The 21,941-nt window shown below is 45.7% G+C and carries 12 protein-coding genes; 3 read left to right on the top strand and 9 right to left on the bottom strand.

The genetic code is table 11. The features are described 5' to 3' along the window. Positions 1-116: 116 nt before the first annotated feature. From ACVBIO_RS17670 to ACVBIO_RS17660, 3 genes are all read right to left on the bottom strand, one after another. The gene (locus ACVBIO_RS17670; protein WP_447160745.1) at positions 117-590 is read right to left on the bottom strand and encodes a DUF1456 family protein; all 474 of its coding nucleotides are present in this window, start codon (positions 588-590) and stop codon (positions 117-119) included. Between the two features lie 85 nt (positions 591-675). Next, a complete protein-coding gene (locus tag ACVBIO_RS17665) occupies positions 676-1,887 on the bottom strand; it encodes a serine hydrolase domain-containing protein (RefSeq protein WP_447160746.1) in 1,212 nt (403 codons plus the stop codon). A gap of 24 nt (positions 1,888-1,911) precedes the next feature. After that, positions 1,912-3,174 (bottom strand): Nramp family divalent metal transporter, encoded by a 1,263-nt coding sequence (locus ACVBIO_RS17660; RefSeq protein ID WP_447163944.1) that lies wholly within the window; start codon positions 3,172-3,174, stop codon positions 1,912-1,914. A gap of 456 nt (positions 3,175-3,630) precedes the next feature. Between ACVBIO_RS17660 and ACVBIO_RS17655 the strand changes: the two genes are divergently transcribed. Continuing rightward, on the top strand, positions 3,631-4,254 hold the full coding sequence (locus ACVBIO_RS17655) for a glutathione S-transferase family protein (RefSeq protein WP_447160748.1): 624 nt from the start codon (positions 3,631-3,633) through the stop codon (positions 4,252-4,254). Positions 4,255-4,571: 317 nt separating this feature from the next. Here ACVBIO_RS17655 and ACVBIO_RS17650 read toward each other — a convergent pair whose 3' ends face one another. The 4 genes from ACVBIO_RS17650 to ACVBIO_RS17635 form a co-directional block, all read right to left on the bottom strand. Then, positions 4,572-5,072: a DUF4447 family protein gene (locus ACVBIO_RS17650; protein ID WP_447169387.1), complete on the bottom strand. Its 501-nt coding sequence runs from the start codon at positions 5,070-5,072 to the stop codon at positions 4,572-4,574. A gap of 53 nt (positions 5,073-5,125) precedes the next feature. Continuing rightward, positions 5,126-5,530, bottom strand: coding sequence for an SMI1/KNR4 family protein (locus ACVBIO_RS17645; RefSeq protein WP_447160750.1), 405 nt, complete (start codon positions 5,528-5,530; stop codon positions 5,126-5,128). Positions 5,531-5,718: 188 nt separating this feature from the next. Next, entirely contained in the window at positions 5,719-6,507 is a 789-nt protein-coding gene (locus tag ACVBIO_RS17640) for a RelA/SpoT domain-containing protein (RefSeq protein WP_447160751.1), read from the bottom strand. A 338-nt stretch (positions 6,508-6,845) separates the two neighbouring features. After that, positions 6,846-8,930 carry a M13 family metallopeptidase gene (locus tag ACVBIO_RS17635; protein ID WP_447160752.1) on the bottom strand — a complete coding sequence of 695 codons (2,085 nt, stop codon included), beginning with the start codon at positions 8,928-8,930 and terminating at the stop codon, positions 6,846-6,848. A gap of 440 nt (positions 8,931-9,370) precedes the next feature. Here ACVBIO_RS17635 and rsuA point away from each other — a divergent pair, with 440 nt between their 5' ends. Continuing rightward, a complete protein-coding gene (rsuA, locus tag ACVBIO_RS17630) occupies positions 9,371-10,063 on the top strand; it encodes a 16S rRNA pseudouridine(516) synthase RsuA (RefSeq protein WP_447163942.1) in 693 nt (230 codons plus the stop codon). Positions 10,064-10,337: 274 nt separating this feature from the next. Here rsuA and ACVBIO_RS17625 read toward each other — a convergent pair whose 3' ends face one another. Further along, entirely contained in the window at positions 10,338-15,242 is a 4,905-nt protein-coding gene (locus ACVBIO_RS17625; RefSeq protein WP_447173119.1) for a S8 family serine peptidase, read from the bottom strand. Between the two features lie 288 nt (positions 15,243-15,530). On the opposite strand from ACVBIO_RS17625, the gene ACVBIO_RS17620 reads away from it, so the two are divergent. Continuing rightward, positions 15,531-16,430 carry a LysR family transcriptional regulator gene (locus ACVBIO_RS17620; RefSeq protein WP_447160755.1) on the top strand — a complete coding sequence of 300 codons (900 nt, stop codon included), beginning with the start codon at positions 15,531-15,533 and terminating at the stop codon, positions 16,428-16,430. A gap of 99 nt (positions 16,431-16,529) precedes the next feature. On the opposite strand, the gene ACVBIO_RS17615 is transcribed toward ACVBIO_RS17620, so the two are convergent. Next, entirely contained in the window at positions 16,530-21,509 is a 4,980-nt protein-coding gene (locus ACVBIO_RS17615; RefSeq protein WP_447173118.1) for a S8 family serine peptidase, read from the bottom strand. Positions 21,510-21,941 lie beyond the last annotated feature (432 nt).

Genomic DNA, 21,941 nt, shown 5'->3' with positions numbered 1-21,941 from the left:
CAGAACAGTAAAACCAAGGCCTCAACGGTATGCCAAAAATAAAAATGCCGTTCACCTTAAGTGAACGGCATTACCGCCGCTGGCAGTGCTTTTCTGATCACGAGTGAACGTAACTATTATTCAGCGTCTTTTGGACGGTGCTTTAGCGATAAACCCATTAAGAAGTTACGCAGCACTTGGTCACCACATGGCTTGTAGTGCTTGTGCCCAGGCTTTCTAAATAGTGCGCCTAGCTCTGACTTAGTCATGTTGAACTCAGCAAGCTCTAACGCTTCAATGATATCTTCTTCGCGTAACTCAAATGCCACTCTTAACTTTTTAAAGATAAGGTTATTGGTCAGTTGCGATAATGGCTCTGGTACTTCTGCGCCAGGCTTTAGGCCACGCTTGTAGATCACTAAACCATCCAAGAAACGACACATGTTTTTGTCGTTGCAAGGTGTATAACCTTCTTCATGCTCTTTTTTTAGCATGTCGATGATCTCTTCTTGAGTCACTTCGTGCTTAGCTTTGGCAAAAATACGGATCATTTTTGCATTGCTTAAATCGAGGATATAGCGAACTTTACGTAAAATATCATTGTTAATCATAAGTTTGATTTCTTCTAGCTATGGGATCGCGCGGCTGCGCGATCATCGGCGGTTATTATAGCAGAAGTTAACTCTTCAATAGCAATTACTCTGCACTCTTAAGCTGTGCAGTTTCAGGTCTTGGTTCGGGTTCTGATTTTGGTTCAGGTTTAGCCGATAAGGCATTTTCTACTGCGGATATGCCAGCTTGATAGAGTTTTTCGACTGGACGGTTTTCCATTGCAATCAATTTACTGCGAATGCTGTTGCGAATGTCATCATGCAAGCCAAAAGTTCTTTGGCTATCGCTCAGATCCCACGAGGTGTTTTCAAAGATAACCAGACTCACCTTTGACTTAGGGTAGTAGACCGCAAGGCTCACATAACCGGGTAGGTAACCACTGTGACTGTATTCGACTAACTGCTCGTCTCGGCTAATTTGAATGCCATAACCGTATTCTAAGACGCCCCATCTGTGGTTGCGGGTTGCTTGAGGAGAGGTCATTAACTTAAGGCTGTTGGCAGTGATTAAATTACCACTATAAAGGGCATGCTGAAACTGACTGTACGCTTCTGCCGAGGCAATCATGCCACCAAAAGCCACCAATTGATTATCGATGTTTAAATCGACTTGAGTGTAGTGAGCATGGCTTTTACCATCGCTACTTTGCCCTAGCTCTTCGACTTGGCCAAGGATCAAGCTTGGGTGTTTGGCTTGAATACTACTAATACCTCCCGTTTGGGCATACAGGCCATCTAACTTAGTTTGCTCATTGAGCTGGTTAATCAGTTGATAAATCGGTTTTTGGTAAACGGTTTCCAGCAATTCACCTAATAGCGCGTAACCATAGTTAGAATATTGAAACTGACTTCCGGGCTTATATCGGGGCGCTTCGCCGATATTGACGAGACCGGATGTGTGGCTCAGTAACTGCGACACCGTGATGCTCGGGGGGATATAGTGTTGGGTCTGGTTAGTGTCTTCTGATAAGTAGAAACTGACACTTTTCTCTAGTTCTATTAAGCCTTCATCCACCGCTTTTAAAATTAACGCCGCAGTGACTTGTTTAGATAAAGAGGCAATGACAAAGCTTGAGTTAATTTCAACATCATCACCCGAGATATAAGTAAATATCGGCTGATTGTCACGCTTGAGCATGATGATGCCGCTAAACGGGCGCTCATTTTGTGCGATAAGGGTTGGTAATTGCTTGGCTATATCGCTGCTGGCCATTCGATTCGCACTGGCTTTGTTTGCTGCCCAAAGGCAGCAGCCAACCACGACTGTGCCTATAAGTGTTTTTGTTATTAGGTGCATTTGAGGTGTAGGTGTCCGTGTACGTTATTTTGTTAGCATCCAATAGATAAAGAGCAGGGCAAAGCTTACTAAGTAAGTTAAGCCTAGCCATGAGAGCACTCTCATGGCGCTACCATACCTGTCTGCTGGTAACAGTGCTGTGCTGATCATCAACTTATAGTTAAGCCAAGCAAAAACGACCGTTGTCATAAAGGCGAGGATCATAACAAATTCCAGTAAAGGAAGTAGAGCCCCTTTAAAAAACAATATGATAATTAAGCCCAGAGCACTGATTGATAGCATTACCCCATTAAACCGTCGCTCACTATCTTGCTGCTGAGTCAGCAGTTGCCAACCCATGTTGAGGGTGCGGCTATAGCCATCTATCACCGTCACTGTGGTACTGAATATACATAAAAAGGCCACAGTGCCGATGAGATAGCGACTTTCGCTGCCCATCACCTGGCTATAAAGGTTGATTAATTGGCTGGCAAACTTAGCGCCGGATGCCGAAAATTGCTCGCCACTGCCGTACATAACTAAAGTGCCGAGGGCGAGAAAGACTATGGCGAGTAGCGCCGTCATTAAGTAGCCAAAGTTAAAGTCAAACAGTGCCTGCTCTTTGGTCACTGGAGATAACTTTTGTTTTTCTATTAGCCAAAGCGAGTTCCAAGCACTGACTTCAATCGGCGCTGGCATCCAGCCCATCATGGCGACCAGGAAGCCGATATAAGCCCATTGCCAGGGGGATTGAGGCACAAACTCTGGGTTAACAATTGCTGGTGCGTTAAAGGCCAGTGCAACGGCAATTAAGGTGGTAAGGGTTAGCGCCAGCATAATGACTTTGGTGAGTTTATCCAGCAAGGCGTAATGGCCGAAGATTAGAATAACTAGGCTGGAGACTAATACCAGTAGCGCCAGAATATCTATGGGCAAAGGGATAAATTGAGTCAGCATGGCGGCGGTTAGCATCGCAACGCCTGCGGTACTGGCGATGGCGGCGATAGTATTGAGCGCGGTAAATACCAGCAGATACTTGCGTCCTTGCTTTAAGTAACCTTGCAATAAATTCTCGCCAGTGGCGCTGGTGTATCGCGCTCCTGCCGCAAAAAATGGGTACTTAAGCAGATTGACGGCTAAAATAACCCAGGCCAGTTGCCAACCAAACTCTGCGCCTGCTCGGGTTGAGGCGACCAGATGTGAGGCTCCAATGGCTGCCGCGGCCATTAACAGGCCTGGTCCCATGGCGTTCAGTAGTGTGGGTAATTTCATTTTTTGGTTTGTTAGCGCCGCGCTGTTATGACTCATGTTTAATATCTTTTTATTGTTATAGGCAATGTTATGAAGCTGATTCTTATCTCTAGCTCAAGTTATCGGTTCAGATCCTGGTGTTAGTCTCTAACTTTTACTATTGGTTTCAATGCGTTTGAGAGTATCAGAGATCTCTTGTAAAAGGCTTATCACATTAGTCTCATTATTTTCATCTTATTTTATATTGCTGTAATTTATGTTCTTATTTCATCCATTACTTAAGCAAAATTACAGCTGATTTGAAACTGTTATATTATTAACCTGTTTTATTTTGAAATGAGCTTATTTGAAGCCGTCTCATTCTGAAGCCTATTTTGAAACTGACTTATTTTGAAACTGACTTATTTTGAAACTGACTTATTTTGAAACAAAGTGCTAGTTTCTATTTTTACTGCTTCACAGTAGCTTAAGGGCTCTATTTATTCAGTTGTTATCAGGTTAAGGAAGCGCACGATGATAAAGTTATATGGCATTCCCCGTAGTCGCTCTTTAAGAGTGTCGTGGACGCTAGAGGAACTCGGTTTAGAGTGGCAATATCAATATATCAACTTTGTGAATGGCGATGGGCGGGATCCCGCGTTTTTGGCCGTTAATCCTTGCGGTAAAGTCCCCGCCTTAGAAGACGATGGTTTTGCATTAACCGAGTCTGCAGCAATCGTGCTCTACTTGGCCGAGAAATACGGTGAGGGGAAGTTATTGCCATTAGCGGGCAGCCATGAGTCAGGACTACACCATAAGTGGATTAGCTTTATTATTAGTGAGCTTGAGCAGCCTTTGTGGACCATGGGTAAGCATAAGTTTGCCTTACCTGAAGCTCAGCGTTTAACCGAGATGTTAGCGGTAGCAAAGTGGGAGTTTGATAAGGCTGCTGCGATAGCTGAGAAGTGGTTACCCGATAGCGAGTTTTTGCTGGGGGATAAGCTAAGTGTTGCCGATATTTTACTTGGGCACACCTTATTGTGGGCAACGCGATTTGAGCAAGATATTCCGCCAAAGCTTGCTGCCTATCGCGATCGACTCACCGCACGTCCAGCCATGGCCAAAGGCTTAGCAAAAGAGGAAGCTGGCGCAGCTTAACCCCTGCTTAAACTAAAAATTAAGCACAAAAAAAGCATCCATTATATAGAATAAAGTGGATGCTTTTCTTAATGTAGAACCTAGAACCTAGAACCTAGAACCTAGAACCTAGAACCTAGAACGCTTCGCTTCGAGGACGGGCTCCGCCCTGCTAGGAAAAGCAACAGCGTGACGGGCTAAAGCCCGACCTACAACAAACACTGTTATTCACAGCTTTTAACCGGCTTTATCCGTCTCGGCTTTCATCGTTTTTGCCTTTTGCATTTCCTAGAACCTAGGACCTTTCTTTGCCTTTCCTAGTACCTCGGATCTAAAGCTTATAACTGCGTCTTCGCCCATTTTGCGCGATTTTCGCGGCTCTCTTTTAAGCCATCTTTGTCGCGGTACGCTTTATATGATTCAAAGTCTAATGGCACTAATACCACATCGACTTCTAGCATTAGCTTACATTCTTTCTTGATGCGCCAAGCTGAGGTGTTATAAAGCTCAGCTAACGGAAGAGTACCTAAAAACTCAGGGTTGTACTGGGCATAAAGTGCCTGAGTTGGGTATACCACAAAGCTTAAGGTACGCTTTGGTTCTGACTTGAATAGCTCTTCAATACCATCACAAGTATTGAGTACTTGCATCTCTATGGCTTCATCGATTTCGATTAGCTTCTTTTGTACTGGCATGTGAGCAGGTTTTTCGCCGGCTTCCCAGGCAATCACATCGGCTTCGCTGACTTTGCCAATTTCGGCAACTTGAGCTGTGGTTAACGCCAAAGAGTGACGAAGGTACTGCATTTCAATGGCATTGAAACCAAGTTGTTTAGACATGATATTTCCTTAGTAAAATTGTTGTGATGGCGTATTAGCGATATCGATGGCTATTAGCTACGCATCCATACATCTTCGGCCCAGTCCCAAAAAGATTCCCAGGTTTCTTCCTCGTCGATTTCACCATCTTGCCACAGCTGAATTTGACCTTCTTGACTAATAAAGAAGAAGTTATCGCCCTGCTGGCAAATCGGTACAAACTCACGCGGCAGGCCGACCGACCAAGCATAAGAGGTCACTTCTGACAGGTAAGTATGCGAATTGGGGTCGCTTGCGGTGACAGGCTCTAGGCTGCCACAAATCACATCACTGGCGTAGAGTAAGTATTCTTTCAGCTCCATAGGCAGTGGGATAAGAATTTCTTCTTCCACTTCAACAATTTGCTCAAACGTCGCTAGCTCTAACGGTACAGGTACCGTTTCACTCATCTCTTGCAGTTGCTCAATGATATCGTTCATAAGGTCTTGGGTATATTTGGGTGTATAGATTATTGGAGCGGAGTATAACTCCAAATCAGTTGGAAGTGCAGGTTACAGTAGTAATTAAATGCACTTATGACTTTGGAATTTAGGTGATGTTCACCGCGGGATGAGGACAAAAAAAAGGCCCGTGTTAGCGGGCCTTGTTGAATCGGTTTATCGAGGTTTTATGCTGCTACTGCATCGATAACTTTAGCTTGGTCGCTGCGCTTATACCTTAGCCATGCTTTGTGGTAAAGCTTATGTGACTCTTGACGCAGCTGAGTGATTTTTGCGTTTTCAATCTCACTTAAATCACGTTGCTGCTGTATGGCAGAGGCTTGAATAGATTGCACTTGCTCATAGACCTTATGTTCGGCGCCGCTTTTAATATCGGCAATATCGGCAAGGTGCAGCTGCACTTCGGCAATCATCTGTGATTGAGGGAGTTTAATCAGTAGGTTAAGGTCACGGTAGCCAGACTCTTTTGGGGTGGCAAAACGGTTTTTAACCTGGATAAGTTCGCTGTCAGACTTGAGTAAGGCAAATGCTTGCATCAAGTTATGGATGTCGTTACTGACGATACTCGCTCTTACGATATCGGTGAGCTGGCTCGCGTCGTTACCAAGTTTGTTTTGTACCTTGGTCTGCGCTCTTTCGCGGCTCTTAATATCGGCCAATATTGATTGGGTTTGAGATTGTGAGGTGATCAGTTTAAGCAACTGGCTCAGCTCTTGTTGGGCGTGATTGGCTTGGCTATAGAGGGTGTCGAGATCGGCGCTAGTTTGTCTAGGCACCTGGTATTGCATAGACTGAATCGCGGTAAGCCCATCGATGTTTTTAGAAAAAGCCAGTTTGGCGGCGTAGCTACCGTTATCCTTGGTATTGTTTTGACTATGCTCGACAGTATGGGCAAAAGCTGAACGGGTCGACAGTAGCAGTAAGAATATGAAAAATGTCCGTAATATCCGGTTCATGGCAGTCCTAGTTTGTGGCTGTACCCATAATCTAACTGGCAAATGCTTAAGCTATGCTGAATGACAAATTAACATTTGTTCATAGTGTGAGCTGTCGCTTCTGAAAAGTAACAATAAACAAAAAGCCGTTGATGAAATGAGACATCAACGGCTTTTTCGTTTTAATTATTTGGAGACCTAGAACCTAGAACCTAGAACCTAGAACCTAGAACCTAGAATGGTCTTGCTAGCAGAAGCAGGAGCTTGACGGGCTAAAGCCCGACCTACAACAGCCACACGCCTCTTGCTTTCCTAGGACCTTTCTTGGCATTTCCTAGGACCTAGGACCTAAAGTTTGACTACCAGATTTTCACGCGCTTATCTGGTGCAATGTACATCGCATCACCGGGCTTAACATCGTAAGTGCTGTAGAACTCAGGCATGTTAGATAGGGCACCTAGAGCACGGAACTGTGCTGGTGAATGTGGGTCAGTTGCTACGCGGTTACGCATTGACTCTTCTTTGATTTTGGCGCGCCAAATTTGGCTGAAACCAATGAAGAAACGCTGATCGCCCGTTAGGCCATCAATCACCGGGGCTTCTTTACCGTTAAGCGACTTTTTATAAGCGCGGTACGCGATAGTGACACCAGAAAGGTCACCAATGTTTTCGCCAAGAGTCAGCTCACCGTTAACGTTGAGATCGTCAAATACAGCGTAGTCATTGTATTGGTCAACAAGCGCCTTACCACGAGCTGAAAACTCAGTTAAGTCTTGCTCTGTCCACCAATCACGCATGTTACCTTCGCCGTCAAACTTAGCACCTTGGTCGTCAAAACCGTGGCCCATTTCGTGACCGATAACCGCACCAATACCACCGTAGTTTACTGCGTCATCGGCTTCCATGTTAAAGAATGGCGGCTGAAGAATAGCGGCAGGGAATACGATTTCGTTCATGGTTGGGTTGTAGTAAGCATTGACGGTTTGCGGTGTCATGTGCCATTCCCACTTACGAATTGGGCTACCGAGTTTTTCTAATTCTTTTTCATGGCTAAGCTTGCTTGCGCGCTGGTTGTTGCCATATAAATCGTCAGCTTTGATGGTCAGCTTGCTGTAATCTTCCCAGCGGTCTGGATAACCAATCTTGGGATCAAATTTAGCCAGCTTATCTTTGGCTGCGACTTTCGTGTCTGCGCTCATCCACTCTAGCGACTCAATGCTATTGCCATAGGCGCCACGTAGATTTTCAACCAGCACTTGCATGCGCTCTTTTGCTTCAGGTTTAAAGTGGCGCTTAACGTACACCTTACCAACCACTTCACCGAGTAGACCATTGACCGACGACACACCGCGCTTCCAACGTGGTTGCTGCTCTTGCTGGCCGTTAAGCGTTTTAGCAAAAAACTCGAAGTTTTCTGTATCGATAGCTTCGCTTAGGCTGCTTGCTGCGTGAGTCAGCACTTGCCACTGCATGTAGGTTTTCCAGGTTTCTAGATCGGTGTCTTTAATGACTTCATTTAGACCTTGGATATAGCTAGGCTGATTGATAATGATGTCAGCTTGCTTGTCGGCGCCAAGTGTTGCTAAGTAGCCGTCCCAGTTAATGTCGGGGGCCAATGTAGCTAAATCTTTAACTTGGTATTTGTTATACGTCTTAGTGCTGTCACGGGTTTCAACCACGTCCCAGTGCTTTTTAGCTATCTCAGTTTCAAGTGCAAGAATCGCTTCAGCACTGGCTTTTGGATTGGGTAGGCCAGCTAAGGTATACATTTTTTCGATGTGCTCAAGATACGCTTTACGGATATTCACGAAGCGCTCATCTTGGTTTAGGTAGTAATCTTTTTCTGGCAGGCTTAGACCATATTGCCAGATATGGGTGGCATAACGGCTTGAGTCTTTGGCATCGACGTTGATATAAAATGCCATCGGTGTACCGCTACCGTTAATTTGGCTGCGAGCAAAGTAAGTCACTAGATCATCTTTTGACTTAATGGCATTAACGGTTTCAAGCTCGCTTTGGATAGGTGTTACACCCAGTTTATTTAGCGTCTCGACATCCATAAATGAGTTATACAGATCGGCAACTTTCTGCTCGTCGCTACCAGCTGCAAGATTTGGGGTTGCAGCCACTTCTTCGATAATCACTTTTACATCATCACGTGACTTTTCACGTAGATCGTAAAATGCACCAGAGCTAGTGCGATCGCTTGGAATAACCGTATCTTTTACCCAGGTACCATTAACGTACGAATAGAAGTCATCTTGTGGACGAACTGATTTGTCGAAGTTGGCAAAGTCGATGCCAGAAGTGAGTGCTTTTTCTACCGCTACGGCCGCTTCTGTTTTACCTGTATCTGGTGTTTTAACATTAGTCGGTTCGCTATTACACGCACTGAGGCCAACGATAAGGGAAGCGCATAAGCCCCCAACGAGTACTTTTTTCATTTTTCTTCCTTAATCTATACCGTCAATTTGTTGTTTTTTTTAGAAGTAAGCTCTGCACTCACGCTTTTATCAAGCCAGCATGAATTACATTGAGTTACGTATGTTAAGGTTTTTAGCGTATAACGAACAAGCCCGCTCTGTAAACTTATGGGGATAATTGGGTAAACATGTGTAAGAAAAGGTTTCCTCGCTTGAAATTAAAGTGCTTTTTATCAAATAGCCTGAGTACAAAGATTTAGCGTATAAGCTTTGCCCTAGGTCCTAGGTCCTAGGGTCTAGGTTCTAGGTTCTAGGTTCTAGGTCTATAAGCTAGGCTTCTCCGGCTGAAGTTCTTGTCGTCATTCGCTTGGGGTTATTGTTGATTTAAGCAAAACTTTGCCCTTTGGCGGCGCTGGCCTCATAATGTCGGCCATTATGGTTATATAAGCTGAGTTCTGCCTGTGCGTTTAGATAAATTTATTTGTGAATCGACTTCACACTCTCGTGTTTCTGCTAAAAAAGCCCTACATCGTGGTGATGTGACTTGTAATGGCGAAGTGGTTAAAAACTCGGGCTTTAAAGTTACCGATGAACATGAGATCCGTCTTGACGGTGAAGTGTTAACCATCATTGGTCCGCGCTTTATCATGCTTAACAAACCTGTTGATACGATCTGCTCAACCATAGATGAAGAGTACCCATCGGTGATAAGCCTGCTGGATGTTATTCGCCCTGAAGACTTACACATTGCTGGGCGTCTTGATGCGGATACTACGGGTCTAGTACTGATCACTACCGATGGTCAGTGGTCGCATAAGATCACCTCTCCTAAGAAAGAATGCGCTAAGCGCTATTTATTAGAAACCGCTGAGCCGTTAACTGATGACTTAGTGCAGCAGTTTAGCGACGGTGTGCAGCTTAATAATGAAGATGGCCTGACTAAACCTGCTGTACTTGAGATTTTAGGTGCTAATCAAGCGCGCTTAACGATTACTGAAGGTAAGTATCATCAGGTTAAGCGTATGCTTGCAGCCGTTGGTAATAAAGTGACTAAACTTCACCGCGAAAGTGTTGGCGCAATTGAACTTGACCCAAGTCTTGGGCTGGGCGAGTGGCGCTACTTAACCGATGTTGAGACTCAATCAGTTAAGTAAGCCAGTTATGTAAATCAGTTAAGTCAGTTAAGTTAAGGCAGTAAAAGTCAGCAAGGCGACTTTAATAGGTTGATTTCAGAACTTAACGGTTACCTATGCTGAAGTTAAGTCAGTAAAGTAACGCTTAATAGTTCATTACTAGACGTAACTACACAACTATACGTAAAAAAAGGGCCCTCTAGTGAGGGCCCAAAAAAAGGTTAAGCGTTGTGAAAACAATTGCTGCTATTACTTAACCTTAATGCTCGTAAAAGCGCTTGGTCGAACAGCTGTGTTAACGCTGTTTTCTGCGACCTGTCGCAAGCAGACCAAGTAGAGCAAGACCTAGGAAGCCTAAGCTACCACCGCTAGAATCTGACTCAGGTTGCTCATCTGGAGTCTCTTCCGCTGGTGGCGGAGTCGGCTCTGTACCATCAGAGTTCACTGTTAGGGTGAAGCTCGTTTGTGCAGCGTCATTAGGGAAGGCTAAGTCGTGTGCCATTACGGTTACCACAGTTTCGCCATACCAATTTTCTTCTGGAGTTAACGTCACCATATTGCCTTCAACGACTGCGGTTACATGCTCAGCAGACACTTGAACTCCATTGGCTGTGCTCTCTTTATCTTGAACCATGACTTCAAAGCTGATGCTAGCGTTCTCATCAACACTCATGTTATTCAAGGCGCCAATCGCAAGGTTGGTTGGTACTTTTAGCGCTGCGGTTGTTGTGATGCTATCACTACCTGTGTAGTCGCTATCGACTGCAATTTGTAGATCTTGACCCACAGCGGTAGCACCCACTCGAGCTGAGAATGACAGCTCAACGGCTGATTGCTCAGGACCAAAGTAGTTGGCACATACCACTAAACCTTCAGAGACTTTCTCGTCAACATCGTTGAAGGCGAAGCTATCACCGATATAGCCATAAGCTGGACCGAAGGTGCCACGAGGACCATGGAAACCGTGCAGACCAATTGAGCCTAAGTGCGATTTTTTACCTGTCATAGTGTCGTAGGCAAAGATGAACTCATGCTCACCCGCGGCAAAGTTAAGCTCGGTAGACGCTAACAGCTCGAAGCTATAACGAGCGTCATAGTCAGGGTCAAAGTTAACTCCAAAGGCAAACTCTTGGCGCATGTTGTCCCACTCTACAATCAAGTAACGACCGTCAGTAGTTGATGCCAGTGATACACCGTCGTAGGCTTCTGTCTCCATATTGAACTCAGGCATAATCATACCGTCACCACGCCAAAGTGGAGCAATCACTGTATCTGGGAAGAACTGCTCGTCCATTGGGAAGTGCAGTGGCCAGAATAGCGGCATACTATCAAGCTGGATGAAACCGGCTGGTGAAATCGTTAGGGTGTCCTTCTCCATAAAGTCTGGATTGTTATTATAAAGTGGGATCCTATCGACACCAAAAGCACTTAACGGAATAGTGAGTGTTTCGTTTGCACGACCTGCAATAGCAAATACAGGTTCGATGTATGCTTCCTCAAACAAGTCGAGATAGTAAGGGTTTGAGCCAACAGGAATGCGACACGTTAAGTCGTCATCGCTGGTGGTAAACTGATACTCTCGTGCCTGTGTGTTACTGGCTGGCTGCATGGTAGCAAGACTAATTTGATTGCCTTCAACCGTAAGGTTATCGGTTAAGTCGAGATTATTACCGCTAGCAGTAACTGAGTCCGCTATTAGCTGTAGACCTTCAGGGAGCTCTAACTGCATATTGACGTCACGCTCAAGCCCAAGCATGTTAGGAGCCATCATTACGTTCACTTGAACAATGTCACCCTCTTTAGCTTGCTGCTGACTGGTGCTAACAATTACATCATCACCCGCATGGACTAGATTTAGCGCCATCTTTCCAAGGTTACCGACATTTTCAGCACTGTTACCGACTTCAACCAAGCCATAGAAACGGTCGCCCTGTTTAGCATCGCTTAATGACCAGTTGATGTTAAGGTTATATGGATCGATACCGTTGGTTGTTTGTGGACCAGTGACAGTCACTGAACCATTATCAACGCTTGGAATAATCGCTAAGCTAGTGACAATGTTATCCAAGGTATCTTCTTCATCGCTCCAAGGACGTTTGAAGTTACCAAGCATGGCCCAATAACGACCTGGCACTGGATTATTAATTGCGCAGTACTCTTGAAGACCGGTAAATGAATAACAAATTGCTTCGTCATACCATTCAACCAAACCGTTTTCATTGAGGTCCATGCCGATATCTAACGATGTCTCAGCGGCTTTATCTTCAGAGACTTGCTCCCATACTATGCGAGCTGTACCTTCAGGCACATCGAAGAAGTGCAGCTTAATACCTGAGTTGTCGACCAGAGTGCTAGGGTCCTCAATATCGATATAAGCGGCGCTAAGCTGATGCTCAACCACATCACCTGCTGTGAGACCGTGAACCTTAACATTGAGCTCTGCAATCTCGTTAGTCATCAACTCTGGAGTGAGCATCGTACCGTTATCGCGGTGGATAATACCTGACACCATTTCTGGTAATTTTGAGCCGCTAAAGCGGGCAATAACCGGCAGATACTGATCTGGCATGGATTTATCAGCGGGGGTTAAGTTTACTTTACCGAAGACATCAAGATTAGCTGAACTTGCGTTTACCGAAGTCACGTCTAATACCGTTGCCGTCACCATGATGCTTTGGCTTTCGCCTGCCAGAATAGAGAAGTTCTGCGGATAGACTTCTAGCTGCAAGAACGGCGCGCCTTCCATCGCTAACACTTCTGCATTTACGTCCCAGTCACCGTCTTTAGTTGCAGTAAAAGTACGCATCCAAGTACAGGTGCTTTGACATTCAGCATCAACCAAATAAGGTACGTTGAGTGCGGTTACATCGCCGCCTTCCATAGGGTTAGCTGCACGATAGTTGTCACCGTTCTCATCCATGACGAGACCTGCTTTTACCGCTCTAGCCACATTGATGACACCGCTACCCATTTGATGGAAGCTTGCTGTTTCCAACTCTGCAGGGTAATCATTGTTGTAGGCTTTACCTGATTGTGCAGTCATCATTAGTGCTGACTGGATCATCGCAGGTGTCCATTGAGGATGGGCCTGCGTCAGTAGTGCTAATGCACCCGCAACATGGGGGCCAGACATTGACGTACCGCTGATTGCAACATAGTCACTTGGCGCAGGGTACAAGCTAAATGGCATCTCATCTGAGTAGGCGGCAAATACATCTACACCCGGTGCAGATACGTTGGGCACCATAGTATTTGGATTTGTGGTGCTTGGTCCACGTGATGAGAAGTTAGCTAATATATCAGCCTCACGTTCAGTCGTGGTGATCTCTGAAGCATAGATACTTAACTGAGGTGCAGACTCTGAGTTTGCGACCCAATCCACAAGTGAATTTCCTGATGCCATATCGACATGCATACCAGGAATAGGGAAGGGGTTTAAATTAAGGCTATTACCGCCTCGGCCATCATCCCAAGAGATAGCGTTATAGAGGATGACGCCGCCAGCACCACCTTCAGCAACGTTAACGCCTTTTTGTACGCGGGCTATATCGCCACGCTTACACAGGACAATATCGTCACTTGTAAACGTCCCTTCAGCAAATGGCTCTAAACAAAGTTCATCACCAAAATTCGCAGCATCAACTAAGTTACCCGTAAAATCACCGGTGATACCGTAACCTTCAATATCATCAGGTGCACCAGCACCAACATAGTCGCCAATGCGGCCAGCTACTGGTTCAATTTGGCGACCGTGAGTGCTCGCTGCAACAGAAGTTAACCAAGGTGAGACATGGTCGATATATGATGGTCCGTATTGGCCCCAGTTACCTGCAGATGCTGCAACTGAGATCCCCGCTTCACGTGCTGATAGGAAAGCCATTTCAATCGCATCGTACCAAGGTAAGCTTTCAAGGCCACCAATTGAGAAGTTGATAACATCAACGCCATCAACAATCGCATCTTCAATCGCTGCAACCAGTGCATCACCCGGACAGCCACCAAAGGTCTCACCAAATGAACCACCACCTGGGTAACATACTTGGTAAGCAATAATGTTGGCTCGAGGGGCTACACCTGAAATTTCAGGGAAGACTAATGGGGTATCAAATCCATCTGATTTCTCAGTCATTCCTGCTAACTGGTAGGCTACATCGTGCAGTACATTACCCGCTACGGTACCGGCTGTGTGTGAGCCGTGACCGTTGTAATCTTCACCATTGGGGGCACGTTTATAGTCAGCTTCCCACTCTGGGATATCTGGCTGGAATACTGGATCTTTAAAGGTATCGGTAATGATATCGTATGAGCGTACACCAATTAGTTTGCTGTTACACATGTTTGGATATTCAACACAGTCACCGACAAACTCGCCTTTGCCCAGTGGGTTTGTATGTACATAACCATCGCCTGCTACTGCAGCAAATGATGGGTGATCCGAGTTAATACCCGTATCGATAATACCGGCAACGATGCCTTCACCGCGCATCTCTACGCCATCGGGGACACCACTGCCTTGCCAAACCATATCAGCACCAATGTGCTTAGGGCCTACATCAGTAAATAGCTTATATTCTTTAGCACGACTCACGACTTTAACGCCTGGCAAGTCTGCCACTTTAGCCGCTTCTTGCTGGCTTAAGGTCATCGTCATACCGTTTAAAGCAATATTAAAGCGTCGCTTAATCTCGGCGCGCGGTGCGACCATTCTGATTTTACTTGCTGTTAAGTCTTGAGTTTCAGTTAGGTAGCTACGGTAGCTTTTTACTGCCGGGCTTTTAACATCGAGTGTACCGAAGCGCTCACTGCTGCGCATCGATGGTTGTTGGCTACGAGGAGAGGTCGCGGCGAACTCAGGTCGCTCACCTTGATACAATGCAATCGGTGCATCCATCAACTGGATGATGTAGGTGTGCTCCCCTTCAATCTCGTCTTCCCATACGAAAGGCGCCTTATGGCTGCTGCCTTTAGCCGCACGATGTACGTTCATGCCAACTTGCCCAGGGCGGTTACCTTGATTAACACCAGGATGTTTTGGCTTGTTTTTATATTGTTCGATTTGCTCTGGTGTGAGTTTTATTCCGATAAGCTCGCTATTACCACCATTAGTGGTGTCTATGGATAAAGGGTCCGCGACTAACGTCCCTAACCCAGTAGCGTATAACGCAGCCATTGTGACTACGCTAATTTTCTTGAGTTTCATGGTCCATTCCTTGTTATTCGTTGTTGCGAAATTGTTAATGTCGCTGTGCGTTTTTAACTGCAGAATAGTGTTGCGGGCTAATGCGTTATGCGTATAAAGCGATACGCATTTTGTATGCAAATAGGTTTGGTATTCATCTTTACCCTTTAATAACAGCTGGTTAACTTTTGTTGTGGATTGTGTGTATTGCATGCGGATGGATACAAGTTGTAACAGTGAGCTTCTTGTTCAAAATATTTAACAGTTGTATGTTGTGTTTCTGTTAAATTTGCTGACTTCGGATGAGTCATGATTGAATTTAGACATTTGAGAAATTTTACTGTACTGGCTAGAGAAGGAAATTATCAGAAGGCGGCGCAGAGATTAAACTTGGCACAGCCTTCATTGAGCCGAAGTATTCAGCGTTTAGAGGGGTTACTAGGGACAGAGCTTTTGAACCGTGGTCATCAAGCGATGTCGTTGACGGCATCGGGTGAGTTGGTGCTCAATCATAGTGAAAATATTATTCAAGGGGTCGACACGCTACGCAAGGAATTACAATACCTACAGGGTAAAAGCAGCGGACATCTTGCAATTGGGACTAGCCCGGTTCCAGCGAATACTATCCTTGGGCCTGCAATCGGGCGCTTTATCGATCGCCATCCTGATGTGCATATAGAGTTAGAAGAGGGCACGTGGCAGAATAATTTGGTCAAATTGCTACAGGGAAAATTATCTCTATTGGTTACCGATGTGAGGGGGGAGGAGATAGGTCATGAGGCGTTAGTACAAAGCTTTAACTTGCCCACTTATAATGCGGTGTTTTGTGCCAGAAAAGATCATCCCCTTTCTAAACGTGACATTTTGAGTTTAGATGATATTCGTCAATTTCCGATCGCCATTCCAAGGAACTTACCTGCTGGTGTCGTTGATATGTTCGGTGATCTCTTGTTTCAATATCGCAGTGACTTTGCAGGGCTTTTGCATTATGACGCTTTTTCGCCGATTAAAGCGGCGATGCAGCATTCGCAGATGTTAGCCCTTACTCCTCAGGTAGCCTTATTGGATGAAACGATGAGGAATGAGCTACATATCTTTAAGCCTGTCGATATGCCGAAGTTGGATGTCTGCTTTAGTGTGGTGATGTTGCGCAGTCAGGCTAGTGTAGCGGCTAAACGTTTCTTACAGTTGATGTTATCTAACTCTTAACTCACTTTAAGATGGGATAAAAAAGGCCCCTTATAATCAGGGGCCAAAGACAAGTGATGAAGAAAAGTAACGTTCTAACTTAGCGTTACGGTTTTTTAATTAAGTTAGCGAGTGACGTTTTTTACGGCTGCCAGCTAACAATCCAAGTAGCGTAAGCGCTAGGAAGCCCAGGCTACCCCCACTAGAATCTGACTCCGGTTGTTCATCCGGAGTTTCTTCTGCTGGTGGGGTTGGCTCTATACCATCAGAGTGCACCGTTAGCATAAAGCGGGTAGATGCTTGATCTGAGGGATATGCCATATCATGCACGGTAACGGTAACTTCTGTGGTGCCGTGCCAGTTAGCATCAGGTGTAATGGCAAATGTTTCACCAGTGATAGTCGCTGTAATATTCTCACCGCTGACCATCAAACCATTGACCGTACCTTTTACGTCGTTATACATAACGCTTAAGCCTTCAAGGGTGCTATTTTCTTCCATCTCCATATCTGGCATTGCAGCAACACTGATATTACTTGGTGCTAGCACGGTATGAGTAACAGACACTAACTCTGAATCAGCATATTGAGTCTGAACTGACACTGTGTTGTCACTGCCTATCGCGGAGGCTGATACACGGGCTGAGAACTTAAGCGAAAGTGCTGTTTGCTCTGGCCCCCGATAATCGGCGCAAACCACTGTACCTTCACTGACTTTTTCATCAACGTCGTTATAAGCAAAGCCGTCATTCAAGTAGCCGGAGAGTGGGCCAAATGGCGTACGCTCGCCCCAGAATCCATGCAGACCAATTGAACCTAAGTGAGCATTTGCTGATTTTAAAGTTTGATAAGCAAAGATCATCTCTGGTGTTTCCGGGTCAAAGCTTATTGAGTTAGCAATAATAGTTTGAATGTTAAACTTAGCATCAGGATCTGGGTTGGTGTTACCGACCAAGAAGCTGTTCCACTCTTCACCGCCATCCCACTGGAAGATATAGTGATCATTGGTTACCACACCATATACCACGTTGGTGTAGCGGAATGTCGCCCAATCAATCGAGCCTTGCGGCATCTTCACATCACCGCGCCATAGTGGTGCGATTACCGTGTCAGGGAAGGTTTGAAAGTTCTCATTGAATGGCTGGTTATAGTTCCAAAACTCTGGGTTAGCATCGAGTTGAATATAACCAAATGGCGAGATCCCAAGTACATTTTGTGAGAACTCCTGAGGATTGGCATACAGAGGTATATGTGGTAACCCATTCTCTTCCATCGGTATGTATAGCATCTGGTTAGATAGACCTGAAATACCTAAATCTTGATAGCCTTGCAAAGGTAGGTCATAGAAGGTTTCATCGTCACCGTAAGGCACCTTACAGGTCGCGTCATCTAAGTTGGTAGTAAACACATAGTGACGCTGCATATTGCTAGACGATGCCTGTGCAGCGTTGATGCTAATCGTATTGCCGCTCACTGTCAGGCCTTCATGATAGTCACCTACGCCGCCAACAACGATAGAGTCTTCGATTAACTGCATCCCTTCAGACAGTGCTGCATTTAATGTGAACTCACGCTCTGCCCCGAGTAAGTTAGGTGCTAAATCAACGATGAAATCAACTATATCACCAACCTTAGCCGCCGTTTGCGATGCAGTAATTTCAGTGTCTATCCCCTTATGTTGTAATTTAACAGCAAAATCCCCCAAGTTAGTTGGGTTGTAGTCATCACTGCCTAGCGCAACAACACCGTAGTAAGTGTTACCGTCGGTAGCGCCTGGCAGGTTGTAGTTAAGTTTTAATTGATAAGGAGTCAGACCATCGGTCGTCGTAGGGCCTTCAACCGTCATATTGGCATCATCGGAACCGCCAACAATACCTAGACTGAGAACAAATTCGTCAGCAAGGTTTTTAGGGTCTTCATAGTCATACTTCCAGTTGGCAGCAATTGCCCAGTAACGACCCTGGGTCGGGTTGTTAATGGCACAGAAGTCGCCGTTATCGGTAAATGAGTAACAGATAGCTTCATCTAACCATTGAATGTCACCATCTTCATTGATATCCATACCCAGATCGATAGAGGTATAAGCGTGTTTTGGTGCCGACAGGACTTCCCACACAATTCGCTGCGTACCGGCTGGTACATCGAAGAAATGAACTTTGGCGCCGCCATCGGCTTCTATCTCAGCAAGCGTTAAGCCAGTCGAGTAAGTTCTTGCATCTGCGCGAGGGAGTGCATAGGTAAATGTTTCCCCTTTGGTTAAACCAAATACTTTTGAGTTTAGCGACTGGATCTCTTCAGTGTTAAGCATTGGCGTTAAAGTATGCCCTTGCTCGCGGTGAATAATCCCGGACACTTCAGCTGGTAAGTTGTCGCCACTATAACGAACACCTACAGGTAGGTGCTGCATTGGTGTGCTGCTATTTGCTGGAGTCAGTTTGACTGAACCTGTTAGCTGCAGTCCTGACGAGTCGGCGCCAATCGCTTCGACCTCTAACACTTTTGCTTTTAAGCTAATGGCTTGAGACTCACCCGCTTTAAGAGTAAAGGTCTTTGGCGACACCTCTAGCTCTAGCATAGGTGCACCATCCATAGTTTCAGCTGTCGCATCAACGGTCCAAGTTCCTTCTTCTGTCGCTGTTACTGTGCGCATCCAACTACATGTACTGGCACAGTTATCTTGATAGAAGTAAGGCAGGTTCAAGGTGTGAATGTTACCGCCATTATTGGGGTTAGCTGCGCGGTAATTTTCAGCTGTTTCATTGAGCAATAAACCCGCATTATTAGCACGTGATACGTTGATCACGCCACTACCTGCATCACTGTATCCCGCTGGGACGGGATCATAGGGCGAGCCATCGCGCGAGCGAGTGGCATTATCTAATGACGCTGTGGTCATCAATGCCGATTGAATCTGCGCTGGCGTCCAATCAGGATGCGCCTGAGTCAGTAGTGCCATAGCGCCTGCTACGTGAGGTGCTGCCATCGATGTACCGCTAATTGCTGCGTAATCCGCTGGCATACCTTGCGTGCTAAATGGCATCTCATCGGCCCAAGCTGCAAACACGTCAACACCTGGCGCAGCTAAGTTTGGTGACATCACATCGGGCGCTTCAAGATTGGGACCACGCGATGAGAAATCTGCAACGTAATCAGCAACTCGTTCATTGGCCACCACTTCAGAGGCCGTGATGGTTATGCTGTGATTGTCACCACCTTTAAGCCAATCTTCTAGACCAAAGTAACCGTTTTTGTAGTCACCATAGTAAGCGTTGTAATCAATATGAATACCTGGGATAGAGTAAGGATCATTGGCAGTGGTTTCTGAGTAACCCGAGTTCCACAGGATAAAGCCACCTGCGCCACCGGCCTCAACGTTAGTCGCTTTGGTTACGCGGGCAATATCACCACGCTTACACACAACAATTGGCGCGGTAGCAAATGGATTTCCATCAGGATCTACCGAGAAGAAGTCTGCAGGGAAGGGGTCGTTACACTTTTCATATTCACTGCCGTAAGCTTTGGCTTCAACAACGGGGCCTGTGTAAGCGCCAGTTAGCCCGCCACCGACAAGTTCATCAAGCGGCTTTTCTCCCCCAGTTGATGCAGTTAGCGTTTTACCTTCAACCGCTATTTCGCGGCCATGAGTCGTTGCTGCTACAGAGGTGATCCAAGGTGAGAAGTGGTCGATGGCGCCGCGTGCTTGACTGACATGTTGCGGTGCATAAGAGTTACCGGCAGAAGCAGCAACCGAGATCCCAGCTTCACGTGCAGCCAAGAAACCCATCTCCATAGGGTCATCCCAAGGGAAAGTACCAAAAGGGCTACCAATTGAGTAGTTGATAACATCTACGCCATCAGCAACGGCATCTTCAATACCTGCTAACAGCGCAGAGCCAGGACAACCACCATAACCGTCACCATAGCTGCCGTCACCAGGGAAACAGACTTGATACATAATGATGTTGGCGCGTGGTGCAACACCAGACACTTTGTCAAATTTAAGGCCAGTTGGTATGCCATCACCAACTTCGCCCGTAATAGCGACCACATGCTCTACATTAAACAGCTCATTTCCCGCCGCAGTTGAAGCCGTGTGTGAACCATGACCATTATAATCCTCACCGTTTTGAGGGCGCTTAGGGTCGGTAATGTTCCAAGAGGGTTGCTCTGGCTGGAAAGCGGCATCCATATAACTGTCGGTGATGCTCTCATAGGAGCGAATACCGATAAGCTTATCGTTACACATGCTGGCAAATTCAACTTTTTCACAGTCACCTAGGTAACTGCTATAGCGATCTGGCATTGTATGGGTATAACCATCGCCTGCAACTGCCGCAAAAGAGGCGTGATCTGAATTGATACCGGTATCAAGTACCCCAACGACAATGCCTTCACCTTTGTATTTATCATCAGCTGCACTTCCAGTCCAGATGCCGTCGGCACCTATGTGTCCTGGACCATTATCAGTGTGTAACTCATACATTTTCTCAAGGCTAACATTACGAATACCTGGAAGGCTGGCAACGTTTGCAGCTTGCTCTTGAGTCATGCGTAGCGCCATACCATTAAACGCCAATGTGTATCGATTTTTTATATCAAGATTGGCCCCAACCCTTGCGGATATTTGGTTAAGCGCTTGATCTTGTTTATCAGTTAGGTATTGGCTGTATTGCTTAACTGAACTGCTTTTAGTATCGAGTTTGTTGTGGCCACGAGGGCTTAACATACTAGGGATGGTGTTAACCGTCGGGGATGTTGCCTCAAATTGCGCAACGCCACCACGGTAGAGAGAAACGGGTTTGTCGCTTAACTCTACGATATAAGTTTGTTCCCCTTGTAAACCTGCTTGGTGTTTAAACGGTACTTTGCTGTTTTGGTTTGTAGCGATTGCACGGTGAATATTTTGTGCGTTACTCGCGGGACGGTTTACGCTATTGCCGGCTCTACTGTTACCACTTCGGAGCTCTTCATTGTATTTAAGGATGGCATCTGTGATTTCGATACTACGTATATTGTTATCAGTGCCAGAAGCGGCTACTGTGCCTGCACTAGCGGCGTAGATTGCCGCGATAGTCATCAGACTTATTTTTTTTAGTTTCATTGTTCTGCCTTCTGGCTGTATTTGTGTAACTAGATTGTTAACTGTTTGTTGCTTTGGTGGCCAATAGTCAGAGTGAATGCTGTTATAGCTGATGGGTATGCAAGTTTTTTTATGATTAAAAACGGACTGTTTATGTGGTTTTATCGTGTTGAAGTACGAGGGTAATTGAATTGAACGGATCTAATTTCATTTAGAAACCCTATAATTAATAGCAAGATGAACCGGAAATATTAACAGGGATACAATTGATACAAGTTGTTACATTGCTGCTATAGCGAACTTGTGTCGGGCCTTTATCTGGCATAGTTTGTAGGAGCTGAAGCAGAGGCCGGACAGGTTAATCAAGGGTTAACCTTCAACTGGTAGTATCAGTTTGTAGGCTGAAGTGTGACTTCGGCTTGAACTTATTTTGGATTGACCATTATTAATTGG

The organism is Shewanella sp. 0m-8 (genome assembly GCF_052977265.1).
The sequence above is the reverse complement of the archived record's forward strand: the minus strand, read 5'-3'. Positions and strand labels throughout refer to the sequence as shown.

Coding starts and splice junctions, on each gene's coding strand:
- ACVBIO_RS17670 (WP_447160745.1), bottom strand. CDS start 590: ATGATTAACAATGATATTTTACGTAAAGTTCGCTATATCCTCGATTTA.
- ACVBIO_RS17665 (WP_447160746.1), bottom strand. CDS start 1,887: ATGCACCTAATAACAAAAACACTTATAGGCACAGTCGTGGTTGGCTGC.
- ACVBIO_RS17660 (WP_447163944.1), bottom strand. CDS start 3,174: ATGAGTCATAACAGCGCGGCGCTAACAAACCAAAAAATGAAATTACCC.
- ACVBIO_RS17655 (WP_447160748.1), top strand. CDS start 3,631: ATGATAAAGTTATATGGCATTCCCCGTAGTCGCTCTTTAAGAGTGTCG.
- ACVBIO_RS17650 (WP_447169387.1), bottom strand. CDS start 5,072: ATGTCTAAACAACTTGGTTTCAATGCCATTGAAATGCAGTACCTTCGT.
- ACVBIO_RS17645 (WP_447160750.1), bottom strand. CDS start 5,530: ATGAACGATATCATTGAGCAACTGCAAGAGATGAGTGAAACGGTACCT.
- ACVBIO_RS17640 (WP_447160751.1), bottom strand. CDS start 6,507: ATGAACCGGATATTACGGACATTTTTCATATTCTTACTGCTACTGTCG.
- ACVBIO_RS17635 (WP_447160752.1), bottom strand. CDS start 8,930: ATGAAAAAAGTACTCGTTGGGGGCTTATGCGCTTCCCTTATCGTTGGC.
- ACVBIO_RS17625 (WP_447173119.1), bottom strand. CDS start 15,242: ATGAAACTCAAGAAAATTAGCGTAGTCACAATGGCTGCGTTATACGCT.
- ACVBIO_RS17620 (WP_447160755.1), top strand. CDS start 15,531: ATGATTGAATTTAGACATTTGAGAAATTTTACTGTACTGGCTAGAGAA.
- ACVBIO_RS17615 (WP_447173118.1), bottom strand. CDS start 21,509: ATGAAACTAAAAAAAATAAGTCTGATGACTATCGCGGCAATCTACGCC.